This window comes from Candidatus Pantoea symbiotica, assembly GCF_056491525.1.
The window spans coordinates 264,972-284,999 of record NZ_JBSZHR010000002.1 but is presented as its reverse complement, the minus strand read 5'-3'; the positions used below and the strand labels follow the sequence as shown (position 1 = coordinate 284,999).

The 20,028-nt window shown below is 56.0% G+C and carries 23 protein-coding genes; 9 read left to right on the top strand and 14 right to left on the bottom strand.

Annotated elements, in window-relative coordinates:
* Nucleotides 1–15 precede the first annotated feature (15 nt).
* Genes ACXIZX_RS01940 through fepD form a run of 3 tightly spaced genes read right to left on the bottom strand, consistent with a single transcriptional unit; the run spans nucleotide 16 to nucleotide 2,782 of the window.
* Nucleotides 16–816 carry an ATP-binding cassette domain-containing protein gene (locus ACXIZX_RS01940; protein ID WP_179451895.1) on the bottom strand — a complete coding sequence of 267 codons (801 nt, stop codon included), beginning with the start codon at nucleotides 814–816 and terminating at the stop codon, nucleotides 16–18.
* Nucleotides 813–1,796, bottom strand: a complete 984-nt coding sequence (fepG, locus tag ACXIZX_RS01935; protein WP_479403511.1) for an iron-enterobactin ABC transporter permease — start codon at nucleotides 1,794–1,796, stop codon at nucleotides 813–815. The genes ACXIZX_RS01940 and fepG overlap by 4 nt, the downstream gene beginning before the upstream one ends.
* A complete protein-coding gene (fepD, locus tag ACXIZX_RS01930) occupies nucleotides 1,793–2,782 on the bottom strand; it encodes a Fe(3+)-siderophore ABC transporter permease (RefSeq protein ID WP_179451893.1) in 990 nt (329 codons plus the stop codon). Before fepD ends, fepG begins: the two co-directional genes overlap by 4 nt.
* 141 nt (nucleotides 2,783–2,923) lie before the next feature.
* Between fepD and entS the strand changes: the two genes are divergently transcribed.
* Nucleotides 2,924–4,174 carry an enterobactin transporter EntS gene (gene entS, locus ACXIZX_RS01925; protein ID WP_061718256.1) on the top strand — a complete coding sequence of 417 codons (1,251 nt, stop codon included), beginning with the start codon at nucleotides 2,924–2,926 and terminating at the stop codon, nucleotides 4,172–4,174.
* Here entS and fepB read toward each other — a convergent pair.
* Nucleotides 4,169–5,134 carry a Fe2+-enterobactin ABC transporter substrate-binding protein gene (gene fepB / locus ACXIZX_RS01920; protein ID WP_179451892.1) on the bottom strand — a complete coding sequence of 322 codons (966 nt, stop codon included), beginning with the start codon at nucleotides 5,132–5,134 and terminating at the stop codon, nucleotides 4,169–4,171. The two genes, entS and fepB, sit on opposite strands and share 6 nt — an antisense overlap.
* A 176-nt stretch (nucleotides 5,135–5,310) precedes the next feature.
* On the opposite strand from fepB, the gene ACXIZX_RS01915 reads away from it, so the two are divergent.
* The 5 genes from ACXIZX_RS01915 to ACXIZX_RS01895 are packed head-to-tail and all read left to right on the top strand — an operon-like array spanning nucleotide 5,311 to nucleotide 10,167.
* Nucleotides 5,311–6,492, top strand: coding sequence for an isochorismate synthase (locus ACXIZX_RS01915; protein WP_154181736.1), 1,182 nt, complete (start codon nucleotides 5,311–5,313; stop codon nucleotides 6,490–6,492).
* Between the two features lie 10 nt (nucleotides 6,493–6,502).
* A complete protein-coding gene (locus tag ACXIZX_RS01910; protein WP_179451891.1) occupies nucleotides 6,503–8,119 on the top strand; it encodes a (2,3-dihydroxybenzoyl)adenylate synthase in 1,617 nt (538 codons plus the stop codon).
* An 18-nt stretch (nucleotides 8,120–8,137) separates the two neighbouring features.
* The gene (locus tag ACXIZX_RS01905) at nucleotides 8,138–8,992 is read left to right on the top strand and encodes an isochorismatase (RefSeq protein WP_091003749.1); all 855 of its coding nucleotides are present in this window, start codon (nucleotides 8,138–8,140) and stop codon (nucleotides 8,990–8,992) included.
* A complete protein-coding gene (gene dhbA, locus ACXIZX_RS01900) occupies nucleotides 8,989–9,747 on the top strand; it encodes a 2,3-dihydro-2,3-dihydroxybenzoate dehydrogenase (RefSeq protein WP_179451890.1) in 759 nt (252 codons plus the stop codon). Before ACXIZX_RS01905 ends, dhbA begins: the two co-directional genes overlap by 4 nt.
* 3 nt (nucleotides 9,748–9,750) lie before the next feature.
* Nucleotides 9,751–10,167, top strand: a complete 417-nt coding sequence (locus ACXIZX_RS01895; RefSeq protein ID WP_179451889.1) for a hotdog fold thioesterase — start codon at nucleotides 9,751–9,753, stop codon at nucleotides 10,165–10,167.
* Nucleotides 10,168–10,207: 40 nt separating this feature from the next.
* Here the strand turns inward: ACXIZX_RS01895 and cgtA are convergent, their stop codons facing one another.
* From cgtA to rplU, 3 genes are all read right to left on the bottom strand, one after another.
* Nucleotides 10,208–11,383 (bottom strand): Obg family GTPase CgtA, encoded by a 1,176-nt coding sequence (gene cgtA / locus ACXIZX_RS01890; RefSeq protein ID WP_008104343.1) that lies wholly within the window; start codon nucleotides 11,381–11,383, stop codon nucleotides 10,208–10,210.
* A gap of 249 nt (nucleotides 11,384–11,632) precedes the next feature.
* Nucleotides 11,633–11,890 (bottom strand): 50S ribosomal protein L27, encoded by a 258-nt coding sequence (gene rpmA / locus ACXIZX_RS01885; RefSeq protein ID WP_007886647.1) that lies wholly within the window; start codon nucleotides 11,888–11,890, stop codon nucleotides 11,633–11,635.
* A 15-nt stretch (nucleotides 11,891–11,905) separates the two neighbouring features.
* The gene (rplU, locus tag ACXIZX_RS01880) at nucleotides 11,906–12,217 is read right to left on the bottom strand and encodes a 50S ribosomal protein L21 (protein ID WP_007886644.1); all 312 of its coding nucleotides are present in this window, start codon (nucleotides 12,215–12,217) and stop codon (nucleotides 11,906–11,908) included.
* A 253-nt stretch (nucleotides 12,218–12,470) separates the two neighbouring features.
* Between rplU and ispB the strand changes: the two genes are divergently transcribed.
* Together ispB and ACXIZX_RS01870 are read left to right on the top strand one after the other, a co-directional pair.
* Entirely contained in the window at nucleotides 12,471–13,442 is a 972-nt protein-coding gene (gene ispB / locus ACXIZX_RS01875; RefSeq protein ID WP_008104346.1) for an octaprenyl diphosphate synthase, read from the top strand.
* 234 nt (nucleotides 13,443–13,676) lie between these two features.
* Complete coding sequence (locus tag ACXIZX_RS01870) at nucleotides 13,677–13,958, top strand: helix-turn-helix domain-containing protein (protein WP_008104347.1); 282 nt, start codon at nucleotides 13,677–13,679, stop codon at nucleotides 13,956–13,958.
* 67 nt (nucleotides 13,959–14,025) lie between these two features.
* Here ACXIZX_RS01870 and murA read toward each other — a convergent pair whose 3' ends face one another.
* From murA to mlaF, 7 genes are all read right to left on the bottom strand, one after another.
* A complete protein-coding gene (murA, locus tag ACXIZX_RS01865) occupies nucleotides 14,026–15,285 on the bottom strand; it encodes a UDP-N-acetylglucosamine 1-carboxyvinyltransferase (protein ID WP_008104349.1) in 1,260 nt (419 codons plus the stop codon).
* Between the two features lie 46 nt (nucleotides 15,286–15,331).
* Nucleotides 15,332–15,589 (bottom strand): BolA family iron metabolism protein IbaG, encoded by a 258-nt coding sequence (gene ibaG, locus ACXIZX_RS01860; protein WP_008104351.1) that lies wholly within the window; start codon nucleotides 15,587–15,589, stop codon nucleotides 15,332–15,334.
* A 114-nt stretch (nucleotides 15,590–15,703) separates the two neighbouring features.
* The gene (gene mlaB, locus ACXIZX_RS01855; RefSeq protein WP_179451888.1) at nucleotides 15,704–16,009 is read right to left on the bottom strand and encodes a lipid asymmetry maintenance protein MlaB; all 306 of its coding nucleotides are present in this window, start codon (nucleotides 16,007–16,009) and stop codon (nucleotides 15,704–15,706) included.
* A complete protein-coding gene (mlaC, locus tag ACXIZX_RS01850; RefSeq protein ID WP_036648371.1) occupies nucleotides 16,009–16,644 on the bottom strand; it encodes a phospholipid-binding protein MlaC in 636 nt (211 codons plus the stop codon). The genes mlaB and mlaC overlap by 1 nt, the downstream gene beginning before the upstream one ends.
* Nucleotides 16,645–16,662: 18 nt before the next feature.
* The gene (mlaD, locus tag ACXIZX_RS01845) at nucleotides 16,663–17,199 is read right to left on the bottom strand and encodes an outer membrane lipid asymmetry maintenance protein MlaD (protein ID WP_008104357.1); all 537 of its coding nucleotides are present in this window, start codon (nucleotides 17,197–17,199) and stop codon (nucleotides 16,663–16,665) included.
* A gap of 4 nt (nucleotides 17,200–17,203) precedes the next feature.
* Nucleotides 17,204–17,986 (bottom strand): lipid asymmetry maintenance ABC transporter permease subunit MlaE, encoded by a 783-nt coding sequence (gene mlaE, locus ACXIZX_RS01840; protein WP_007886633.1) that lies wholly within the window; start codon nucleotides 17,984–17,986, stop codon nucleotides 17,204–17,206.
* Nucleotides 17,987–17,990: 4 nt separating this feature from the next.
* Nucleotides 17,991–18,806 carry a phospholipid ABC transporter ATP-binding protein MlaF gene (gene mlaF, locus ACXIZX_RS01835; RefSeq protein WP_008104360.1) on the bottom strand — a complete coding sequence of 272 codons (816 nt, stop codon included), beginning with the start codon at nucleotides 18,804–18,806 and terminating at the stop codon, nucleotides 17,991–17,993.
* A 227-nt stretch (nucleotides 18,807–19,033) separates the two neighbouring features.
* On the opposite strand from mlaF, the gene ACXIZX_RS01830 reads away from it, so the two are divergent.
* Complete coding sequence (locus ACXIZX_RS01830) at nucleotides 19,034–20,017, top strand: calcium/sodium antiporter (RefSeq protein WP_008104362.1); 984 nt, start codon at nucleotides 19,034–19,036, stop codon at nucleotides 20,015–20,017.
* Nucleotides 20,018–20,028: the final 11 nt, after the last annotated feature.

Here is a 20,028-nt window from a genome sequence, read left to right as displayed (position 1 = left end):
TTCATGGCGACCTCCTCAATTACTCCCGCGCCCCAGCGGCACTATCATCGGCGTATGCGCCACCGGGTCTTCCACAATCACGCAGCGCAAACCGTACACCTGCTCGATCAACTCGGGCGTGACGATCTCCGACGGCTTCCCTTCGGCAACGATCTTGCCGTAACGCATCGCTATCAAATGCGTGGCATAGCGACAAGCGTGATTGAGATCGTGCAGCACCACTACCAGCGTACGACCATGCTGCTGATTAAGATCCTGCATCAATTCCAGCAGCTCAATTTGATGGGTGATATCCAGCCAGGTCGTCGGTTCATCCAGCAGCAGTAATGGCGTTTCCTGCGCCAAAACCATGGCAATCCACACGCGCTGGCGCTGACCGCCTGATAACGTATCCACCGACTGCTGCGCCAAATCGGCCACGCCGGTGGCGCGCATCGCGTTCTGCACCGCCGCTTCATCTTCCGCACGCCAGCGCCCAAACAGCGCCTGATGCGGATAGCGTCCGCGCGCCACCAGCTCGGTGACGCTAATGCCCGCTGGCGCGTTGGAACTTTGCGGCAGCAGGCCCAGACGCCGCGCCACCTCTTTAGTGGGATAGCTGGCAATGGCCGCGCCATCCAGCAACACCTCACCTTTCAGCGGCGTATGCAGGCGACTCAGCGTACGCAGCAGCGTCGATTTGCCGCAGGCGTTGGGGCCGATAATCACCGTCAGCTCACCTTGCGGAATCGCCACCGACAGATTCTCTGCCACCACCTTTTTGTCGTAGCCCAGCGTCAGGCTATCGCCGCGCAGACGTGAAGGGATCTCGGTCATTGGCGTCGCGCCTCCCGCACCAGTAAAGCAATCAGATAAAGTCCACCGAGGATGACGGTTATCACGCCAACCGGTAATTGATAAGGCAGGAACAGATGCTGTGCGGCGAAATCTGCGGCTATCAGCAGCAGCGCGCCGCACAACGCCGCCAGCGGCAAGGCACCTTTGACGCCGCCGCCGAGACGACGGGCGATCTGCGGTGCCAGCAGCGCGACAAACGAAATCGGCCCGACCAGCGCGGTAGACGCCGCCGTAAGCACCACGCCAATCAGCATCAGCCACATGCGGCTGCGCTCCACCGGCACACCGAGCGCGCAGGCGGTATCATCGCCCATCTCCAGCAAACGCATCCGCCGCGCCAGCAGCGCCATCAGCAGTAACGCCAGCAGCAGCACCGCAATCACCGGCGGCGTTTTCGCCCAGGTAATGCCGTTGAGCGATCCGGCGCTCCACAAGCCCGCACTCAACGCCGACTCCAGCGAGGCACTGATAATCAGCCATGAATTCAACGCCATTAGCAGCGCACGCACGCTGATGCCGACGATTATTAGCCGGAAGGTTTCCACGCCGTTGCGCCAGGCAAACAGATAGACCAGCGCCGCCGTGGCGATGCCGCCAATCAAGGCTGCGCCAGTCATCGCCGTGATGCTTTGATTGAACAGCACCAGCGCTACCAGCACGCCGCTGTAAGCGCCGGTGTTGAAGCCAAGAATGTCCGGGCTGCCGAGCGGATTGCGCAGCAGCGACTGGAAAATCGCGCCGCTGATGCCTAACGCCGCACCAATCAACAGCGCCATCAGCACGCGCGGCAAGCGCCACTCCAGCACGATCAGCTTGACGTTGCTGGCGCCCTGCCCGAGCAGAATTTGCCAGATCTGTTCACTGCTGATCTGCAATGCGCCGCGCGTCATCGCCAGCCAGGCCAGCAGAGCGCAGGCGCACAGCAGCCAAAGCGTATGAAGCCAGAGACGACGCGTCATATTGCACCCCGGCCCAATTTACGGCGCACCAGCACAATCAGCATCGGCGCACCGAGCATCGCCGTAACGATGGAAACCCGCAGCTCGCCCGCCACCAGCAGGCGGCCAAGAATATCGGCGGCGAGCAGCAGAATCGGCGTGACCAGCGCGGTCGCGGGCAGCATCCAGCGGTGATCGTTACCCACCAGCCAGCGGGCAAAGTGCGGCGTCATCAAACCAACAAAGGCTATCGGGCCGACCGCCGCTGTGGCTGCGCCGCACAGCAGCGCAATCGCCAATAGGCCAAGCAGTTGGGTGCGCGCCACTCGCGTACCGAGCGCGGTCGCCATGTCGCCGCCCATACTCAAACTGTTTAGCGCCTGCGACAGCGCAATGGCCACCATGCTGCCGATCAGCACCGCCGGGAACAGCGTGCGCAGCGTGGAGAAGTTGCGAATATCCAGCGAACCACTGTGCCAGAAGCGCAGATGATCGTAGATGTCAGGATTGAGCAGCGACAGGCCAGAAGTTAATCCATCCAGCACCGCGCCCAGTGCCACGCCGGCCAGCGTCAGACGCACCGGATTGACGCGCCCGCCGCCAATCGCGCCGGTCATCGCCACCAGCACGGAAGCCAACAGCGCGCCGCCAAAGGCGAAGCCGAGCCAATCTACCGGCGAGTCAGCACCGAACAGCGCAATGCCAATTACTACCGCGAAACCGGCTCCGGCGTTAACGCCAAGAATGCCGGGATCGGCCAGCGGATTACGCGTCAGGCTCTGCATTAATGCACCGGCGAGGCCGAGCGCCACGCCCGCCAGCAAACCGGCCAGCGTACGGGGCAGGCGCGCGTCACGCACAATGACGCACTCCGCGCTGTTACAGGAGGTGGTAAGCGAATGATAAACATCGGGAAGCGGTATTGATTTTGCCCCCAGCATTAAGCTGAGCGCGATGAGGAGCAAGAGCAGAATCCCTGAGCCTGCTAATGCACGAATCTGGCGCATAGCGTTCTAAACCTTCACTGTTCAACGTCGTCGCATGCGCGATGTAACTTGATAATGGTTATCGTTATTACTCGCGTTTAGCTATGTTACCATGACTCGCCTCGCGGACGATGAGGAAAATTGGTGCAATAAGGCGAACACATGAACAAATCTTCCCACTTTATCGATCTCTCACTGCTGAAAACCCATCCGGCTTTTCGCGCGGTGTTTATCGCGCGTTTTATCTCGATTGTCGCACTCGGCATGCTCGCCGTGGCGGTGCCGGTGCAGATCCAGCACATGACAAATTCACCGCTGCTGGTGGGATTGGCGGTGACGCTGGCCGCTGCGGGCATGTTTATCGGCCTGCTCACCGGCGGCGTATTGGCGGATCGCCATGAACGCAAAAAGCTGATTCTGTTTGCCCGATCCACCTGCGGCTTAGGTTTTATCGCGCTCGCCATCAATGCCGCGCTACCGGAACCCTCTTTGATCGCGGTTTATCTGCTTGGTTTCTGGGATGGCTTTTTCGGCGCCATTGGCGTGACCGCGCTGCTGGCGGCGACACCCGCGCTGGTCGGCAGGGAAAACATTATGCAGGCGGGCGCGATCACCATGTTGACGGTGCGCTTCGGCTCGATTTTATCGCCGGCGATTGCCGGTCTGGTGATTGCGCATGGCGGCGTAACCTGGAACTACGCCCTCGCCGCCTTCGGCACTTTGCTTACCGTGTTAACGCTGCTGAAGTTGCCGACCTTGCCGCCTCCGCCGCAGCCGCGTGAACATCCGCTGAAATCCCTCGCCGCGGGCGTGCAGTTTCTTTTCGCCAGCCCGATTGTCGGCATGGTGGCGCTGATTGGCGCATTAGTGACGCTGGCCAGCGCGGTGCGCGTGCTCTATCCATCCCTCGCGCCGCATTGGTCCGTAAGCGCGGACCAGCTTGGCCTGATGTACGCCGCCGTACCGCTCGGAGCGGCGATCGGCGCATTCACTAGCGGTAAGCTTAAACACGCCGCGCGTCCCGGACAGCTGGTGCTCGGCAGCGCGATTGCGGCGTTTATCGCGCTGGGTTTGTTTAGTCTGATGCCGAACCTGCCGCTGGCATTAGCCTGTTTAGTCGCCTTCGGTTACTTCAGCGCCATCAACAGCCTGGTGCAGTACGCGATGATTCAGGCATTAACGCCGGATCATCTGTTAGGCCGTATCAACGGCTTGTGGACCGCGCAGAACGTGACCGGCGATGCGATTGGTGCGGCGGTGATTGGTGCGATGGGTTCATGGTTGCTGCCACCGCAGGCCGCCGCCGTGTTTGGCTTTGCGGCGGCGCTGCTGGGCATATTGATGTGGTTGGTGATGGGCCGTTTACGTCGTTACCATCCGCCAGCGCCAGAGCTGGCGGAACAGGCATCATGATTTAACGAACAGCTTTTCCAGACGCGCCAGCAGATTGCTGGCGCTGTAGTAATCGAGACGGAACGAATCGACGCCCAGCTCGTACACCTGCTTGTTCTGCACGGCAGCGTTTTGCGCGAGGAACGGATTGCCTAGCACCGACTGGGTGGTTTTATCGTCAGCGGCAAACAGCAGGAAAGTTTTCCCAGTCAGGCCGCTGGCAACGCTTTCGCCCGATAGCTGAATGATGTCTTTGCGTTGTCCCATGCTGTGCCCCTGCTCAACCGTCGCCGGTGGCGCTGCCAGGGTAAAGCCAAGTTGTTCCAGCAGCTTGCCCTGCGCCGAGGCTGCGGTCCACAGATTGACCGCGCGCCCGCCGCCATTCCACACCATAGCGGAAACCGGCTGCGGTGGCAGCGTGATGGCTTTTTTAAGCGCTGCTTCGCGATCGTCGAAAGCTTTAATGCGCTGCGCCGCCTGCGCTTCGTGACCGGAGGCCTTGCCTAACAGCGTCACAACATCCTGCCAGCTTTTGTCGTCGTAATTGACCACCAACGTCGGTGCAATAGCCGAGAATTGTTCGGCGAGCTTGATGGCAGAATCGTTGCCGGTAGCGCTGACGATGATCAGATCCGGCGCTTGCGCAGCAACCGCTTCGGCATTCGGTTCACCGATGTACAGACGTTGAAGATGCTGCTTTTTGGCAACATCGCTCCACTGACGGAAGAAACCCTGATCGTCAGCCAGGCGACTGTTCGGCGCGGTCGCGCCGGATGCGATGATTGGCGCATCAATAGCCAGCAGCGAGCCAGTTAGCGTGACGCTGGTCGAGACAATGCGCTGCGGCGCGTGATTGAGGATGATCGATCCGTTGGCGCCCTGCACGGTGCGCGGCCAACCTTGTTCGGCATGGGCGATGCTGGTGAAAGTCTGGAAAACACATATAAGGGCTGCAATGCCCCAAAAACCGCATTTATTCATAAGTTTTGGTCCACTTTTTAGCATATTGCCCTGCTTAGCGTCAGCGCCTGATTACGTTTAAACGCAGCTGAAATCCCGCGAATGGATTGACACCTTTGCCCAATCGACGTAGGTTACAGGCCCATAATAAAAATGATAATCATTCTTAATAATCTTATCATTTATAGGTGAAAATTATGGTGGAATCTTCCACGTTTGAAAATGCCTGGCTGAAGGATTATTCCGCGCTAAGCCGTGGTTTCCTCTTTACCTCGCCGTGGCGTAGTTTGGCAACGCAAGGATGCTATACCACCATTACCGCGCCGGTAGCAGATGCCGCGTCGCTGGACGGTGATTTCCAACAACAGCTGCGTCAGCATTTTGCGACGGCGAAAAAACAGGGCATCGACAATCCGATTCTGGTCGGTGCGATCCCGTTTGACGTCAGCCAGCCGGCTGCGCTGTTTATTCCTGAGACCTATCAGACGTTTAACCGCGCCGACCTGCAAAACGCGCTGCCGCAAAACGTCAGCGATCTGCCGCAGGTGCGTCGCCGCGCAGCGATACCGGACCACGACGTGTTTACCACCATGGTGGCCGATGCGGTGGCGGCCACGCAGCGCGGCGATCTGGATAAAGTGGTGCTGTCGCGTCTGATGGATATCGTCACCGAACAGCCGGTTGATACCGCCGCACTGATGCAGCGCGTGATTGCGCAGAACCCCAACAGCTACCATTTCCATCTGCCGCTGCCGCAAGGCGGTGCGCTGATTGGCGCCAGTCCGGAGCTGATGCTGCGCAAACAGGGGCGCGATTTTAGCTCTTGTCCGCTGGCGGGTTCGGCGCGGCGCAATCACGACGATGCCCAACAGGATCGTGCTGCAGGCGATACGCTGATGGATTCCGGTAAAGATCGTCATGAGCACAAACTGGTGACCGATGCGATGCGCGACACCTTGCAGCCGCGCAGCCGTTTGCTGTCGGTTCCAACCATTCCATCGCTGATCACCACCGCCACTTTGTGGCATCTCGCCACGCAAATTGACGGTGAAGTGCAGGATGAGCGCGAAAATGCGCTGTCGCTGGCTTGCCTGCTGCATCCAACGCCAGCGTTGAGCGGCTTCCCGCATCAGCGCGCGCAGCAGCTCATTCAGCAGCTGGAGCCTTTTGATCGCCAACTGTTTGGCGGCATCGTCGGCTGGTGCGATAGCCAAGGCAACGGCGAATGGGTCGTCACCATCCGCTGCGGCACCGTGCAGGGTACGCGCGTGCGCCTGTTTGCTGGCGCGGGCATTGTCGCCGACTCCCAACCCGAATCAGAGTGGCGTGAAACCGGCGTGAAGCTGGACACCATGTTGCGCGCCTTTGGACTGCAATAAAGGAAAGAGCATGAGCATTCCCTATACTCGCTGGCCGGACGATCTGGCTGCGCGCTACCGCGAAAAAGGTTACTGGCTGGATGTGCCGATGACCGACATTCTGGCGCGTCATCAGCACAACGATTCCATCGCGGTGATTGATGGCGATCGTCAAATCAGCTATCGCGAAATGGATGTGCTGAGCAGCAATCTGGCCGCCGCGCTGCAGCGTCGTGGTCTGCAAAACGGTGATACGGCGCTGGTGCAGCTTGGCAATGTGGCTGATTTTTATGTCACGGTATTTGCGCTGTTTAAGCTCGGCGTGGCGTCGGTATTCGCCCTGTTCAGCCATCAGCGTACCGAGCTGAGCGCCTATGCGGCGCAGATCGAACCTAAGCTGCTGATTGCCGATCGCACTCACGCGCTGTTTGCTGACGATAGCTTTATCAGCGCGCTATGCGATGCGCAACCTTCACTGCAGCAGGTGATTCTGCGCAACGACAACCAGCCGGAAAACACGCTGGAATCCTTGATGGCGGAAGCTGCGGGTGATTTCGTCGCCACGCCAACCGCCGCCGATGAAGTGGCGTTTTTCCAGCTCTCTGGCGGCAGCACCGGCACGCCGAAGCTGATTCCGCGCACCCACAACGACTATTACTACAGCATTCGCGCCAGTGATGAGATTTGCCACGTGACCGCCGATACGCGCTATCTCATCGCCCTGCCCGCACCGCATAACTTCGCTATGAGCTCACCGGGCTCGCTCGGCGTATTTTATGCCGGTGGTCAGGTGATTCTGGCCGCCGATCCCAGCGCCACGCTCTGTTTCCCGCTGATCGAGAAGCATCAGGTCACCGATACCGGTTTGGTGCCGCCAGCGGTGAGTTTGTGGTTACAGGCGATTCAGGAATGGGGCAGCAATAAACAGCTGGCCTCGCTGCAGCGTATCCAGGTGGGCGGCGCCAAACTGGGCGAAACCCTGGCGGCACGTATTCAGCGCGAAATCGGCTGTCAGCTGCAACAGGTGTTCGGCATGGCCGAAGGTCTGGTGAACTACACTCGCTTTGGCGACGATGAGAAAATTATTCTCACCACGCAAGGCCGCCCGATCTCTGAAGATGATGAAGTGTGGGTCGCCGATGAGCACGGTAATGCGCTGCCAACCGGCACCATCGGTCGCCTGATGACGCGCGGACCCTATACCTTCCGTGGCTACTACAAGAGCCCGGAACATAACGCTGCCAGCTTCGATGCCAACGGATTTTACTGCTCGGGCGATCTGATTGAGATCGACGCGCAGGGCTACATCACCGTGCAAGGGCGCGAAAAGGATCAGATCAATCGCGGTGGCGAGAAGATCGCCGCGGAAGAGATCGAAAACCTGCTACAGCGCCATCCAGATGTGATCCACGCTGCGCTGGTGTCAATGAACGACGAACTGATGGGTGAAAAGAGCTGCGCCTTTATTGTCGCCAGCCAACCGATCAAAGCAGTGGCGCTGCGTCGTCACCTACGCGAATTGGGCGTGGCCGAGTTCAAATTACCTGACCGTATTACCTGCGTAGATGCCCTGCCGCTGACGCCTGTCGGCAAGGTGGATAAAAAACGTTTACGCCAACAGCTTGCCGATCAACAAGCGCAAGCCTGACCTGTTCCGGAGATTGTAATGGCTATTCCAAAACTGAACTCTTACGCGCTGCCTGCAGCGACTGAACTGCCAACCAATAAAGTGAAGTGGGCGGTTGAACCTCAGCGCGCCGCGCTGCTGATTCACGATATGCAGGCTTATTTCCTCAATTTCTGGGGCGAAAACAGCCCGCTGGTTAATCAGGTGGTGGAAAACATCGCTCGCCTGCGCGCTTACTGCAAAGCGCAGGGCATTCCGGTGTTCTATACCGCTCAGCCGAACGAGCAGAGCGATGCCGATCGCGCGCTGCTTAACGACATGTGGGGACCGGGCCTGAACAAACATCCCGATCAGCAGAAGATCGTTGATGCGCTGGCACCGGATCAGGACGATCAGGTACTGACCAAATGGCGTTACAGCGCCTTCGTGCGCTCACCACTGGAATCGATCCTACAGGAGATGGGCCGCGATCAGCTGATCATCACCGGCGTGTACGCGCATATCGGCTGCCTGACCACCGCGACTGACGCCTTTATGCGTAACATCCAGCCGTTTATGGTGGCGGATGCGCTGGCTGACTTCACGCGCGAAGAACACATGATGGCGCTGACTTACACCGCAGGTCGCAGCGGTAAAGTGGTGATGACCGCCGATCTGATGCCGCTGCCGTTGAGCAAAGACGATCTGCGCGCGCTGATTCTGCCGCTGCTGGAAGATGACGATGTGCCAGCAGATGACGAGAACCTGATCGATTACGGTCTGGATTCGGTACGCGTAATGGCGCTGGCGGCGCGCTGGCGTCAGGTGCACAGCGATATCGACTTCGTCAGTCTGGCAAAAAATCCGACCATCGATGGCTGGTGGGCGCTGTTATCAAGGGTGCCGACTAAATGAGTGCGACGTTCGATTTTAGCGGAAAGATTGTCTGGGTGACCGGCGCGGGCAAAGGGATTGGTTATCACACCGCGCTGAGCTTCCATCAGGCAGGTGCGCAGGTTATTGGCTTCGATCTGCGATTTGATCAAACCGATTATCCGTTCGCCACGCAGGTGCTGGATGTAGCGAATGCCGCCGAGGTGAAAGCGGTTTGTCAGCGTTTGCTGGCTGACCAGCCACGTCTCGATGTGCTGGTGAACGGTGCCGGCATCCTGCGTATTGGCAGCACCGATGAACTGTCGTTCGAAGATTGGCAAGCGTGTCTGGCGGTGAATGCCGGCGGCGCGTTCAACATGTTCCAGCAAACCTTGCCGGTGTTTCGCCAGCAGCGGGCGGGCGCGATTGTCACCATCGCGTCTAATGCCGCACATGCGCCACGTCTTGGTATGTCCGCTTATGGCGCTTCCAAGGCCGCACTGCGCAGCTTGTGTCTGACCGTGGGTTTGGAAATGGCACCTTACGGCGTGCGCTGCAATATCGTCTCGCCAGGTTCCACCGATACCGATATGCAACGCAGCCTGTGGCATACGCCAGAAGCCGAGCAGGAGATGATTAATGGTTTCCCAGATCAGTACAAGCTGGGGATCCCGCTGCGCAAGATCGCGAAACCGCAGGAGATCGTCGCGAACGTGATGTTCCTCGCTTCGGATCTTGCCAGCCACGTAGTACTGCAGGATATTGTGGTCGACGGTGGCGCAACGCTAGGATCCTAAGTGATGGCAATCTGGAAACGATCGGTCGATCTTGAAACGCTGAATAAGATGGGTGAGAACTCGCTGGTGGCACACCTTGGTATTGTGTTTACCACTATCGGCGAAGATTACCTCGAAGCCACCATGCCGGTGGATGCCCGCACGCAGCAGCCGTTTGGCCTGCTGCACGGCGGTGCTTCGGTGGTGCTGGCGGAGTCGATGGGATCGATCGCCGGGTATCTCAGCATCGAAGAAGGCAAAAGCGTGGTGGGCATTGAGGTGAGTGCTAGCCACCATCGCGCGGTGAGCAGCGGTGAAGTGCGCGGCATTTGTCGCCCGCTACACCTTGGTGCGCGTAATCAAAGCTGGCAGATCGAGATTCGTAATGCCCGCGATCAGCTGTGCTGCACATCGAGATTGACGGTGGCGGTGCTGGGTTAAGACATAAAAAAAGCGGCCTTCTGGCCGCTTTTTTGTGCGATTAACGCTGGTAAATGATTTCGACGCCTTCGTCGTCTTCTTCGTCCCAGTCGTCATCCCAATCATCGTCTTCTTCCACTTCCTGCGCAGTTTCCATGGCTTCACGATGATAATCATCCCACATGAAGGCCACTTTCTCTGGCTCTTTAGCTTCTTCTTCGGCTTCTTTTGGATTTTCGATGATAAAGCTCATCACATCCCAGCAAAGATCTTTCACGCCATCATGGCTAGCCGCAGAGATTAGGTAATATTTTTCTTCCCAGCCTAATGCTTCCACTACCGCTTTGGCACGGCTTTCCGCTTCTTCGCGGCTCAACAGGTCACATTTGTTGAACACTAACCAACGCGGCTTCTGGAAAAGTTTATCGCTGTATTTCTCCAACTCGCCGAGAATGATGCGGGCATTTTCGACCGGATCAGATTCATCGATAGGGGCAAGATCGATCAGGTGCAACAGCACACGACAACGCTCAAGGTGCTTCAGGAAGCGAATACCCAGACCTGCGCCATCCGCTGCGCCTTCAATCAGGCCAGGAATATCAGCGACAACAAAGCTCTTTTCGTTGTCCATGCGGACTACGCCAAGGCTTGGCACCAGCGTGGTAAACGGATAATCCGCAACTTTTGGTTTCGCCGCGGAAACCGAGCGAATAAAGGTCGATTTACCGGCATTCGGCAGACCCAGCATACCAACGTCAGCCAGCAGCATCAGTTCCAGTTGCAGGTCACGCTTCTCGCCCGGTGTTCCCATGGTTTTTTGACGCGGGGAACGGTTAACCGAGGATTTAAAGCGCGTGTTGCCAAGGCCATGCCAGCCGCCCTTCGCCACCATCAGCTTCTGCTCATGACGCGTCATGTCGCCCAGCGTTTCGCCTGTACCCTGATCAATGACGCGGGTACCAACTGGCACTTTAACGATGATGTCTTTACCACGTTTACCGGTGCAATCACGGCTTTGGCCATTCTGGCCACGTTCGGCACGGAAAGACTTTTCAAAGCGATAATCGATCAGGGTGTTGAGGTTTTCATCCGCCAACAGATACACGTCGCCGCCGTCGCCGCCGTCGCCGCCATCAGGGCCGCCTCTTGGAATATATTTTTCACGGCGGAAGCTTACGCAGCCGTTGCCGCCATCACCCGCGACCGCAAGGATCGTCGCTTCATCTACAAACTTCATTTTATTTCTCCGTCACGCTGTCGTTCACGGCAGCTTGCAGGCCGCAAACGGGTCCGCCAGGGTCTTCTGCGCTGACCGACGGCGGATAATACAAGATTGGCAAAGCCAGGAGTACATAAATTGTACAACAACTGTGCTAAAGCGTAACTGTTATCCAGCAAGCTCAGTAGCAGAATGTAAAAAGCCCCGCAAAGCTGCGGGGCCTTTCATTCGTGTATTCAGACGTTAGACGTCTGCAGCACGACAACCTTACTCAGCAACGATGCTGATATATTTACGGTTGTTCGGGCCTTTAATCTCGAATTTTACTTTGCCGTCTGCGGTGGCAAACAGGGTGTGGTCACGACCACAACCTACGTTGCTACCTGCGTGGAATTTGGTGCCACGCTGACGAACGATGATGCTACCTGCCAGAACAGATTCGCCACCGAAACGTTTTACACCCAGACGTTTTGCGTTGGAGTCGCGACCGTTACGGGTCGAGCCACCAGCCTTCTTATGTGCCATTTGTCAGATCTCCTCTTACGCGCCGATCACAGTGATTTTCACATCTGTGAACCACTGACGGTGACCAGCTTGCTTACGGTAGTGTTTACGACGACGAAACTTAACGATTTTAATTTTCTCGCCACGACCGTGAGCCACAACTTCTGCCTTGATCACACCGCCTGAAACCAGTGGCGCGCCGATTTTCACGTCTTCGCCATTTGCGATCATCAGAACCTGGTCAAACTCAATGGTTTCACCGGTTGCGATGTCCAGCTTTTCCAGGCGAACGGTCTGACCTTCGCTTACTCGGTGTTGTTTACCACCACTTTGGAAAACCGCGTACATATAAAACTCCGCTTCTGCGCGTGCCTTTCTTGTTCATCAGGCGGCGCGATAAATATTCACAATAGGGCGCGAATTCTACGCAATACTCCAGCAGAAGACAAGAGCACTTTGCACTCTCTTGCAGAAAAAAAGCGCAAGGCGAATGCAAACGTTTCGCAACCCGATTTTTCAAGTACAATCAGTAACAGATTACCTGAACTCACGCTGTTTAAAGCGCTTACCATGCAAAAAACGAGTAAAGCTGAAAAGACGAATGAACTTAGAACAGATTAATGAATTAACCGCGCAGGATATGGCGGCCGTCAACCAGACCATCCTCGAGCAGCTGAATTCAGAAGTCTCACTGATTAACCAGTTGGGCTATTACATTATCAGCGGCGGGGGCAAACGCATCCGTCCGATGATCGCTGTGCTGTCGGCACGCGCGCTGAATTATCAGGGATCGTTGCACATCACCAATGCGGCGCTGATCGAATTTATCCATACGGCGACGCTGCTGCACGATGATGTGGTGGATGAATCCGATATGCGCCGTGGCAAAGCTACCGCGAATGCCGCGTTTGGTAATGCGGCTAGCGTGCTGGTGGGCGATTTTATCTATACGCGCTCATTCCAGATGATGACCAGCATGGGATCCTTGAAGATCCTGGCGCTGATGTCCGAAGCGGTCAACGTGATCGCCGAAGGGGAAGTGCTGCAGTTAATGAACTGCAACGATCCCGACATCACTGAAGAGAGCTACATGCGGGTGATCTACAGCAAAACCGCCCGCTTGTTCGAAGCAGCTTCGCAAGCATCGGCGATTTTAGCTGATGCTTCGCCAGCGCAGGAAAAAGCGCTGCAGGATTATGGTCGCTATCTTGGCACCGCTTTCCAGTTAATTGATGATTTGCTGGATTACAGCGCGGATGGCGAAACGCTGGGTAAAAATACCGGTGATGACCTGAGCGAAGGCAAACCGACGCTGCCGCTGCTGCACGCGATGCACAACGGAACGCCTGAACAGGCGCAGATGATCCGTAAAGCCATTGAAGAAGGCAACGGTCGTCACCTGCTGGAACCGGTGCTGGCTGCAATGCAACAAACTGGCTCGCTGGAGTGGACGCGCAAACGTGCTGAAGAAGAGGCGGATAAAGCTATTTCAGCACTGCAAGTATTACCCGAAAGCCCGTGGCGCAGCGCACTCGAAGCACTGGCACACATGTCAGTACAACGCGACTTCTGATTTTAACGGGGCCTGCATTGGTCCCGTTTCCTTTCTCACTCTTCTCCCCTTTCACTTACATCGCTTGCATTGCTTTTGCGAAAAGCGACGCAGTTTCGTGCGCCGTTCAAACATTTACTGGAAATTAACTGGAAACATTTGCTATAAAAATGCGGGTTTTTTCCAGATATCTCTGCAACGGGAAAGCTTTTTCAGCGGAGATCAAGTAATAACACGGACACGGAGAAGAAAGTTATGTACCCAAGGAAAGTGGATTGGCACCCGGCAGATATCATTGCTGCATTACGTAAGAAAGGCACATCACTGGCAGCGCTGTCACGTGAATCAGGGCTTAGCTCGTCAACATTGGCCAATGCGCTGTCGCGTCCTTGGCCGAAAGGCGAGTGGCTAATCGCCAATGCAATCAAGGTGCATCCGGCAGAGATCTGGCCGAGCCGATATTATGATCCTTTTACCGGCCTGCTGAAGGATCGCAAAAAGCGCATACGATCGCCCAAGGATCGTAAAAAGATCTGAGTGTGCTGCAGATGAAAAAAAACCAGCCGCGTTACCGTGACTGGTTTTTTAATGCGCAAAGGTAAAATTATTCGCCGCTTACGCGCTCGATATTTGCACCCATTGCTTTCAACTTGTCTTCGATGTGCTCATAGCCACGGTCGATGTGATAGATACGATCGACTAACGTAGTGCCTTCAGCAATACAACCTGCCAGTACCAGGCTAGCTGATGCACGCAGATCGGTAGCCATCACCTGCGCACCCGACAAGGTTTCAACGCCATGACAAATCGCTGTGTTGCTTTCGATTTCCGCATGCGCGCCCATACGAATCAGTTCAGGGATATGCATGAAGCGGTTTTCGAAGATGGTTTCGGTAATCACACCGGTTCCTTCTGCCACCAGGTTGAGCAGCGTGAACTGCGCCTGCATGTCAGTTGGGAAGCCAGGATGCGGCGCCGTGCGGATATTCACCGCTTTTGGACGCTTGCCGTGCATATCCAGGCTGATCCAATCTTCGCCCACTTCGATCTCTGCACCAGCCTCACGCAATTTAGACAACACCGCATCCAGCGTATCTGGCTTGGTATTGTGGCAAACAACTTTGCCGCGTGAGATCGCTGCTGCGACCAGGAAAGTACCGGTTTCGATACGATCTGGCAGAACGCGATAAACGCCGCCGCCCAGACGCTCAACACCTTCGATGGTGATTTTGTCTGTGCCTGCGCCCGTGATTTTCGCGCCCAGCGTGTTGAGGAAGTTTGCCGTATCGACAATCTCCGGCTCACGCGCGGCGTTCTCAATAATGGTGATGCCGGTAGCCAGCGTAGCCGCGCTCATGATGGTGACGGTAGCGCCAACAGACACTTTATCCATCACGATGTGCGCGCCTTTCAGGCGGCCATTGACAGAAGCTTTAACGTAGCCTTCTTCCAGCTTAATTTCCGCACCCAGCTGTTCCAGGCCAGTAATGTGCAGATCGACCGGACGCGCACCGATAGCGCAACCGCCCGGTAGTGAAACCTGGCCCTGACCAAAGCGCGCCACCAGTGGACCCAGCGCCCAGATCGAAGCACGCATGGTTTTCACTAAATCGTAAGGCGCACTGAAAACATTAACTTCGCGAGCATCAACGTGGACCGAACCATTGCGCTCAACGCGCGCACCCAGCAGATTCAGCAGCTTCATGGTGGTATCGATATCACGCAGCTTCGGTACGTTCTGAATCTCTACCGGCTCTTCAGCCAGCAGTGCAGCAAACAGAATCGGCAACGCAGCATTCTTCGCCCCGGAAATGGTCACTTCACCACTTAAACGAGTGGGGCCTTGCACACGAAATTTGTCCATTAACACGGCTCTCAATTATCTATCAATAAAACAACCGGTGAGGCACTTAGAAACCGTTGAGTTTACGGTCGCGCGCCCACTCGGCTGGGGTATAAGTTTTGATGGAAACCGCATGAATACGGTTATCCGCAATATATTCCATCAGTGGCGCGTACACAGCCTGCTGCTTTTTCACGCGGCTCAGTTCGCCGAACATTTCGCCCACCGCGATGACCTGAAAATGGCTGCCATCGTTGCTGAGTACGTGTACTTCTTCTAATGCCAGCGCCTGCATCAGCACGGCCTGAACTTCACTATTTTCCATTGCTCGTTACTTCGCTTAATAATAATAAGGCTGCCATCTTAGAGGAAAGCGCCTGACTCTTAAATACGCAAAAGCCCCTGAAAAAATCAGGGGCTTAGCTTCAACATCCGCAGATCAGGCGATTTTTTCCGCAGAAACAATAATCTGCTGCAGGTTATACAGCGTGATCAGTGACTGGAGTTTATCTGAGATCCCAGAGAAAAGTGGCGCGCTGCCTTGGGCTCGCGCGATTTCACGCAGATGCACCAGCAGCGCTAAACCCGCTGAATCCACCCTTTCCAGCCCGGCAACATCAATGGTGGTGATATCCGCCACCGCAGTGTTACGTTCCTGCCACAAGGTCAGCAGGGTATCACGATCTAATTTGCCGCTTAAGGCCAGCGTGCTGGCAGTACGCTGCCAGCGTAACGGTTCACTCATTATTGCTTTTTATCCAGGGTGATCGGCTGTGCTGCATAGACTTTCAGCTGAGCCGTCAGGCCATCAATGCCTTTGGTGCGCAGCAGATCGCCCCACTCATTCTGTTTGGTGGTGATCATGCTGATGCCTTCGGCTACCATGTCATACGCCTGCCAGTTGCCGGTCTGGCTGTTCTTACGCCACTGGAAATCGAGACGCACTGGCGGACGCCCGTTCGGATCGATAATGGTGACGCGAATCGCCACGATATTGGCATCGCCAATCGGCTGTTCCGGCTGGATTTGGTAAGTTTGACCGTTATACAGCGCCAGCGCCTGGCCGTAAGCCTGCGCCAGATAATCACCGAACGCGGCAAAGTAGGCATCACGTTGCGCCGGTGTCGCATCACGATAATAGCGGCCGAGAACCAACGCACCGGCATATTTTACCTGTACGTACGGCATCAGTTCCTGACGCACCACTTCGCGCAGATAGTTCGGATCCTGCTTAATCTTCGGCTGTTCGTTTTTCAGACGGGTGAAGGTCTTATCCGCCGCTTCGTTCATCAGCTTGTAAGGATTAGTTTGATCCGCTGCGGCGTTGGCTGCCAGCGGTGCGATTGCCAACACGGCAATCATCAGTAAACGTTTAAACATCATGTTTTACCTCGTAGGTTATTCCGTTGTTGCAGGTGCTGCTGGTGCGCTCTCCGCGCCCTGGGATTTGTTGTCGGGTTTGTTATCGCCGCTCTTATAGAGGAATTGACCAATCAGGTCTTCCAGCACCAGTGCCGATTTGGTGTCACGCAGGGTGCCGCCATCTTTCAGCATCGATGAGCCAAGCTCGGGATCGTCAAAACCTAAATTCAACGCCAGGAACTGCTCACCAAGCAGACCTTGGGTGCGAATGGCTAATGAGCTGGTGTCTGGAATCTTATTGGCGAATTTATCGCTGATATCCATGGTTACACGCGGTGAAAGGGTTTTCTCATCCAGCGCGATATCTGACACCCGACCAATTAACACGCCGCCAATTTTTACCGGAGAACTGACTTTCAGTCCGCCGATATTATCGAAGGTGGCATACATCTTCCACGTCGGTTCGGTGCCGATTGTTTTGAGATCGGCGACGCGCAGGGCGAGGAATAACAGCGCCAGCAGCGCAGCCAGCATGAAGACGCCAACCCAGATTTCGTTTTTCTTGCTTTGCATTGCATCAATTCCCAAACATCAGTGCTGTCAGCACAAAATCCAAACCGAGTACCGCCAGTGAAGCATGCACCACGGTACGCGTCGTCGCCCGACTGATCCCTTCCGAGGTCGGGATGGCATCATAGCCATTAAATAGCGCAATCCAGGTTACCGTGACGGCAAAGACCGCGCTTTTGATCATGCAGTTAACGACATCAGTGCGGAAATCCACCGCATTTTGCATCGCCGACCAGAAGAAACCAGGATCGATCCCTTTCCAGCTCACACCCACCAGCGCGCCACCGGCAATACCGACGGCGGTAAAGATCAGCGCCAGCAGCGGCATGCTGATAAAGCCGGCCCAGAAGCGCGGTGATACCACACGACGTAACGGATCGACGGCCATCATCTCCATGCTGGAGAGCTGTTCGGTGGCTTTCATCAGCCCGATTTCAGCGGTTAACGCTGAACCTGCACGGCCTGCAAACAGCAACGCCGTGACGACCGGACCGAGTTCACGCAGCAGCGAGAGCGCCACCAGCATGCCAAGGCTGGTTTCAGCGTTGTAGGTGGTGAGCACCAGATAGCCTTGCAGACCCAGCACCATGCCAATAAACAGGCCTGATACCACGATGATCAGCAACGATAACACGCCCACGCTGTAGAGCTGTTTTACCAGCAGCGGCGCATGGCGACGAAACGCCGGCTTACCCACCAGCGCATGAAATAGCATGAGGCCTGCGCGGCCAAAAGCGGCACAGGTATTAATTCCCTGACGTCCAAATGACGCTAGCGCCTGTAACAACATCAGTTTACGTTCTCCCTGAGCGGGTCAAGTCGCTGAGATAATCGCCAGCGGCAAAGCGAAACGGCACCGGACCATCCGCATGACCCTCGATAAACTGGCGCACACGCGGATCGGGATTTTCCCGCAGTTCCGGCGCGCTGCCCTGAGCAATAATTTTTTGTCCGGCAACAATATAGGCATGATCGGCAATGCTCAATACCTCAGGCACATCGTGTGAAACCACAATGCAGGTCAGGCCCAAGGCATGATTCAGTTCATCAATTAACTTTACCAGCACGCCCATGGTGATCGGATCCTGGCCGACAAATGGCTCATCGAACATGATCAGCTCCGGTTCCAGCGCGATAGCACGCGCCAGCGCCGCACGGCGCGCCATACCGCCAGAGAGTTCGGCAGGCATCAGTTTCGCAGCACCACGCAATCCCACCGCTTCCAGCTTCATCAATACGGTGCTGTGCAACAGTTCTGGCGGCAACTGCGTATGTTCACGCAACGGCCAGGCAACGTTTTCATACACGTTGAGATCGGTAAACAGCGCACCTGACTGAAACAGCATGCTCATTTTTTTACGCGCTTCGTACAATTTCGTGCGGGAAAGCGTCGGGATATTCTGATCGCGGAACCAAATCTCGCCTTTGTCGGGCTGTAATTGCCCGCCAATCAGACGTAAAAGCGTGGTTTTACCAATTCCGGACGGCCCCATAATCGCGGTGACTTTGCCGGCGGGTACCGTTAACGAGATATCGTCAAAGATTGTACGATCTCCGCGCGTGAAACTGACGCCACGAACCTCAACCAGATTCGTTTGCTGCTGGATCATCTTTACCTCTTTATGCGGATCGGGCGCTATCAAAGCGGTGGATGGTAGCCTGGTAGCCTCGAATGCACGATAGTTTTACAGAAACTTACCCACTTAGTGTGGCGAAAACGGCCTTAAAATTTACTTTTGCCTCTCAGACAGTCAAAATCAGCGCCTGTTAGTGCGTGCAGAATGTTTTTACCTGTCGGACAAGGTTCGCCGACACCTCCATCCATCAAGGATTTTTAATGTTCGTAGCCTCTGCCTTGCTGTTTATCGGATTGATTTTACTGGTTTACGGCGCCGACCGTCTGGTATTTAGCGCCGCGATCCTCTGTCGATCCTTTGGCATCCCACCGCTGATCATAGGTATGACGGTGGTGAGCATTGGCACATCATTGCCGGAATTGATTGTCTCATTTTCAGCCGCGCAGCATGGACAAATGGATTTAGCGGTCGGCACCGCGCTGGGCTCGAACATCACCAACATTCTCTTGATTCTGGGTGGCGCAGCGTTGCTCCATCCATTGACAGTACACTCCAATCTGATTCGGCGCGAACTGCCATTAATGCTGCTAGTCTCACTGCTCAGCGGCATCATGCTGTTTGATAATCACCTCAGCCGTCTCGATGGCGTTGCGTTGCTACTGATCGCGCTGGGTTATCTGCTGGTGGTGATCCGCATTGCTCGCCGTGCTGAACGTGACAATAACGACACGCTCACCCGTGAACAACTGGCCGAACTACCGCGCGATGAAGCCGGCAATACCGTGGCCTTTCTGTGGCTGGCGGTGGCGCTAATTATTCTGCCGATGTCGACGCGTATGGTGATCGACAACGCCACCGTCTTTGCTGACTACTTCGGTGTAAGCGAACTGGTGATGGGCCTGACGCTGATTGCCGTCGGCACCAGCTTGCCCGAACTGGCCACCGTTGTGGCCGGCGCGCTGAAAGGTGAGGACGATATCGCTATCGGTAACCTGATCGGCGCCAACATTTTCAATCTGGCGATTGTGCTCGGCCTGCCAGCGCTGATTCATCCCGGTAGCGTTGATGCGCATGCCTTCGCGCGTGATTACTGGGTGATGCTGGCGGTGAGCGTGCTGTTCGCCCTGCTCTGCCTGCTGCGTAAACGCCGTATTGGTCGTATCGCAGGCACACTATTATTAGGTGGTTTTATCGCGTGGGTGCTATGGCTGTGGCTTAGCCCCATGCTTATCACAAGCTATTAAGGACGGACTGA

Excerpts from the sequence above, each read along its gene's own strand:
- ACXIZX_RS01940 (WP_179451895.1), bottom strand. The coding sequence starts at position 816 with ATGACCGAGATCCCTTCACGTCTGCGCGGCGATAGCCTGACGCTGGGC.
- fepG (WP_479403511.1), bottom strand. The coding sequence starts at position 1,796 with ATGACGCGTCGTCTCTGGCTTCATACGCTTTGGCTGCTGTGCGCCTGC.
- fepD (WP_179451893.1), bottom strand. The coding sequence starts at position 2,782 with ATGCGCCAGATTCGTGCATTAGCAGGCTCAGGGATTCTGCTCTTGCTC.
- entS (WP_061718256.1), top strand. The coding sequence starts at position 2,924 with ATGAACAAATCTTCCCACTTTATCGATCTCTCACTGCTGAAAACCCAT.
- fepB (WP_179451892.1), bottom strand. The coding sequence starts at position 5,134 with ATGAATAAATGCGGTTTTTGGGGCATTGCAGCCCTTATATGTGTTTTC.
- ACXIZX_RS01915 (WP_154181736.1), top strand. The coding sequence starts at position 5,311 with ATGGTGGAATCTTCCACGTTTGAAAATGCCTGGCTGAAGGATTATTCC.
- ACXIZX_RS01910 (WP_179451891.1), top strand. The coding sequence starts at position 6,503 with ATGAGCATTCCCTATACTCGCTGGCCGGACGATCTGGCTGCGCGCTAC.
- ACXIZX_RS01905 (WP_091003749.1), top strand. The coding sequence starts at position 8,138 with ATGGCTATTCCAAAACTGAACTCTTACGCGCTGCCTGCAGCGACTGAA.
- dhbA (WP_179451890.1), top strand. The coding sequence starts at position 8,989 with ATGAGTGCGACGTTCGATTTTAGCGGAAAGATTGTCTGGGTGACCGGC.
- ACXIZX_RS01895 (WP_179451889.1), top strand. The coding sequence starts at position 9,751 with ATGGCAATCTGGAAACGATCGGTCGATCTTGAAACGCTGAATAAGATG.
- cgtA (WP_008104343.1), bottom strand. The coding sequence starts at position 11,383 with ATGAAGTTTGTAGATGAAGCGACGATCCTTGCGGTCGCGGGTGATGGC.
- rpmA (WP_007886647.1), bottom strand. The coding sequence starts at position 11,890 with ATGGCACATAAGAAGGCTGGTGGCTCGACCCGTAACGGTCGCGACTCC.
- rplU (WP_007886644.1), bottom strand. The coding sequence starts at position 12,217 with ATGTACGCGGTTTTCCAAAGTGGTGGTAAACAACACCGAGTAAGCGAA.
- ispB (WP_008104346.1), top strand. The coding sequence starts at position 12,471 with ATGAACTTAGAACAGATTAATGAATTAACCGCGCAGGATATGGCGGCC.
- ACXIZX_RS01870 (WP_008104347.1), top strand. The coding sequence starts at position 13,677 with ATGTACCCAAGGAAAGTGGATTGGCACCCGGCAGATATCATTGCTGCA.
- murA (WP_008104349.1), bottom strand. The coding sequence starts at position 15,285 with ATGGACAAATTTCGTGTGCAAGGCCCCACTCGTTTAAGTGGTGAAGTG.
- ibaG (WP_008104351.1), bottom strand. The coding sequence starts at position 15,589 with ATGGAAAATAGTGAAGTTCAGGCCGTGCTGATGCAGGCGCTGGCATTA.
- mlaB (WP_179451888.1), bottom strand. The coding sequence starts at position 16,009 with ATGAGTGAACCGTTACGCTGGCAGCGTACTGCCAGCACGCTGGCCTTA.
- mlaC (WP_036648371.1), bottom strand. The coding sequence starts at position 16,644 with ATGTTTAAACGTTTACTGATGATTGCCGTGTTGGCAATCGCACCGCTG.
- mlaD (WP_008104357.1), bottom strand. The coding sequence starts at position 17,199 with ATGCAAAGCAAGAAAAACGAAATCTGGGTTGGCGTCTTCATGCTGGCT.
- mlaE (WP_007886633.1), bottom strand. The coding sequence starts at position 17,986 with ATGTTGTTACAGGCGCTAGCGTCATTTGGACGTCAGGGAATTAATACC.
- mlaF (WP_008104360.1), bottom strand. The coding sequence starts at position 18,806 with ATGATCCAGCAGCAAACGAATCTGGTTGAGGTTCGTGGCGTCAGTTTC.
- ACXIZX_RS01830 (WP_008104362.1), top strand. The coding sequence starts at position 19,034 with ATGTTCGTAGCCTCTGCCTTGCTGTTTATCGGATTGATTTTACTGGTT.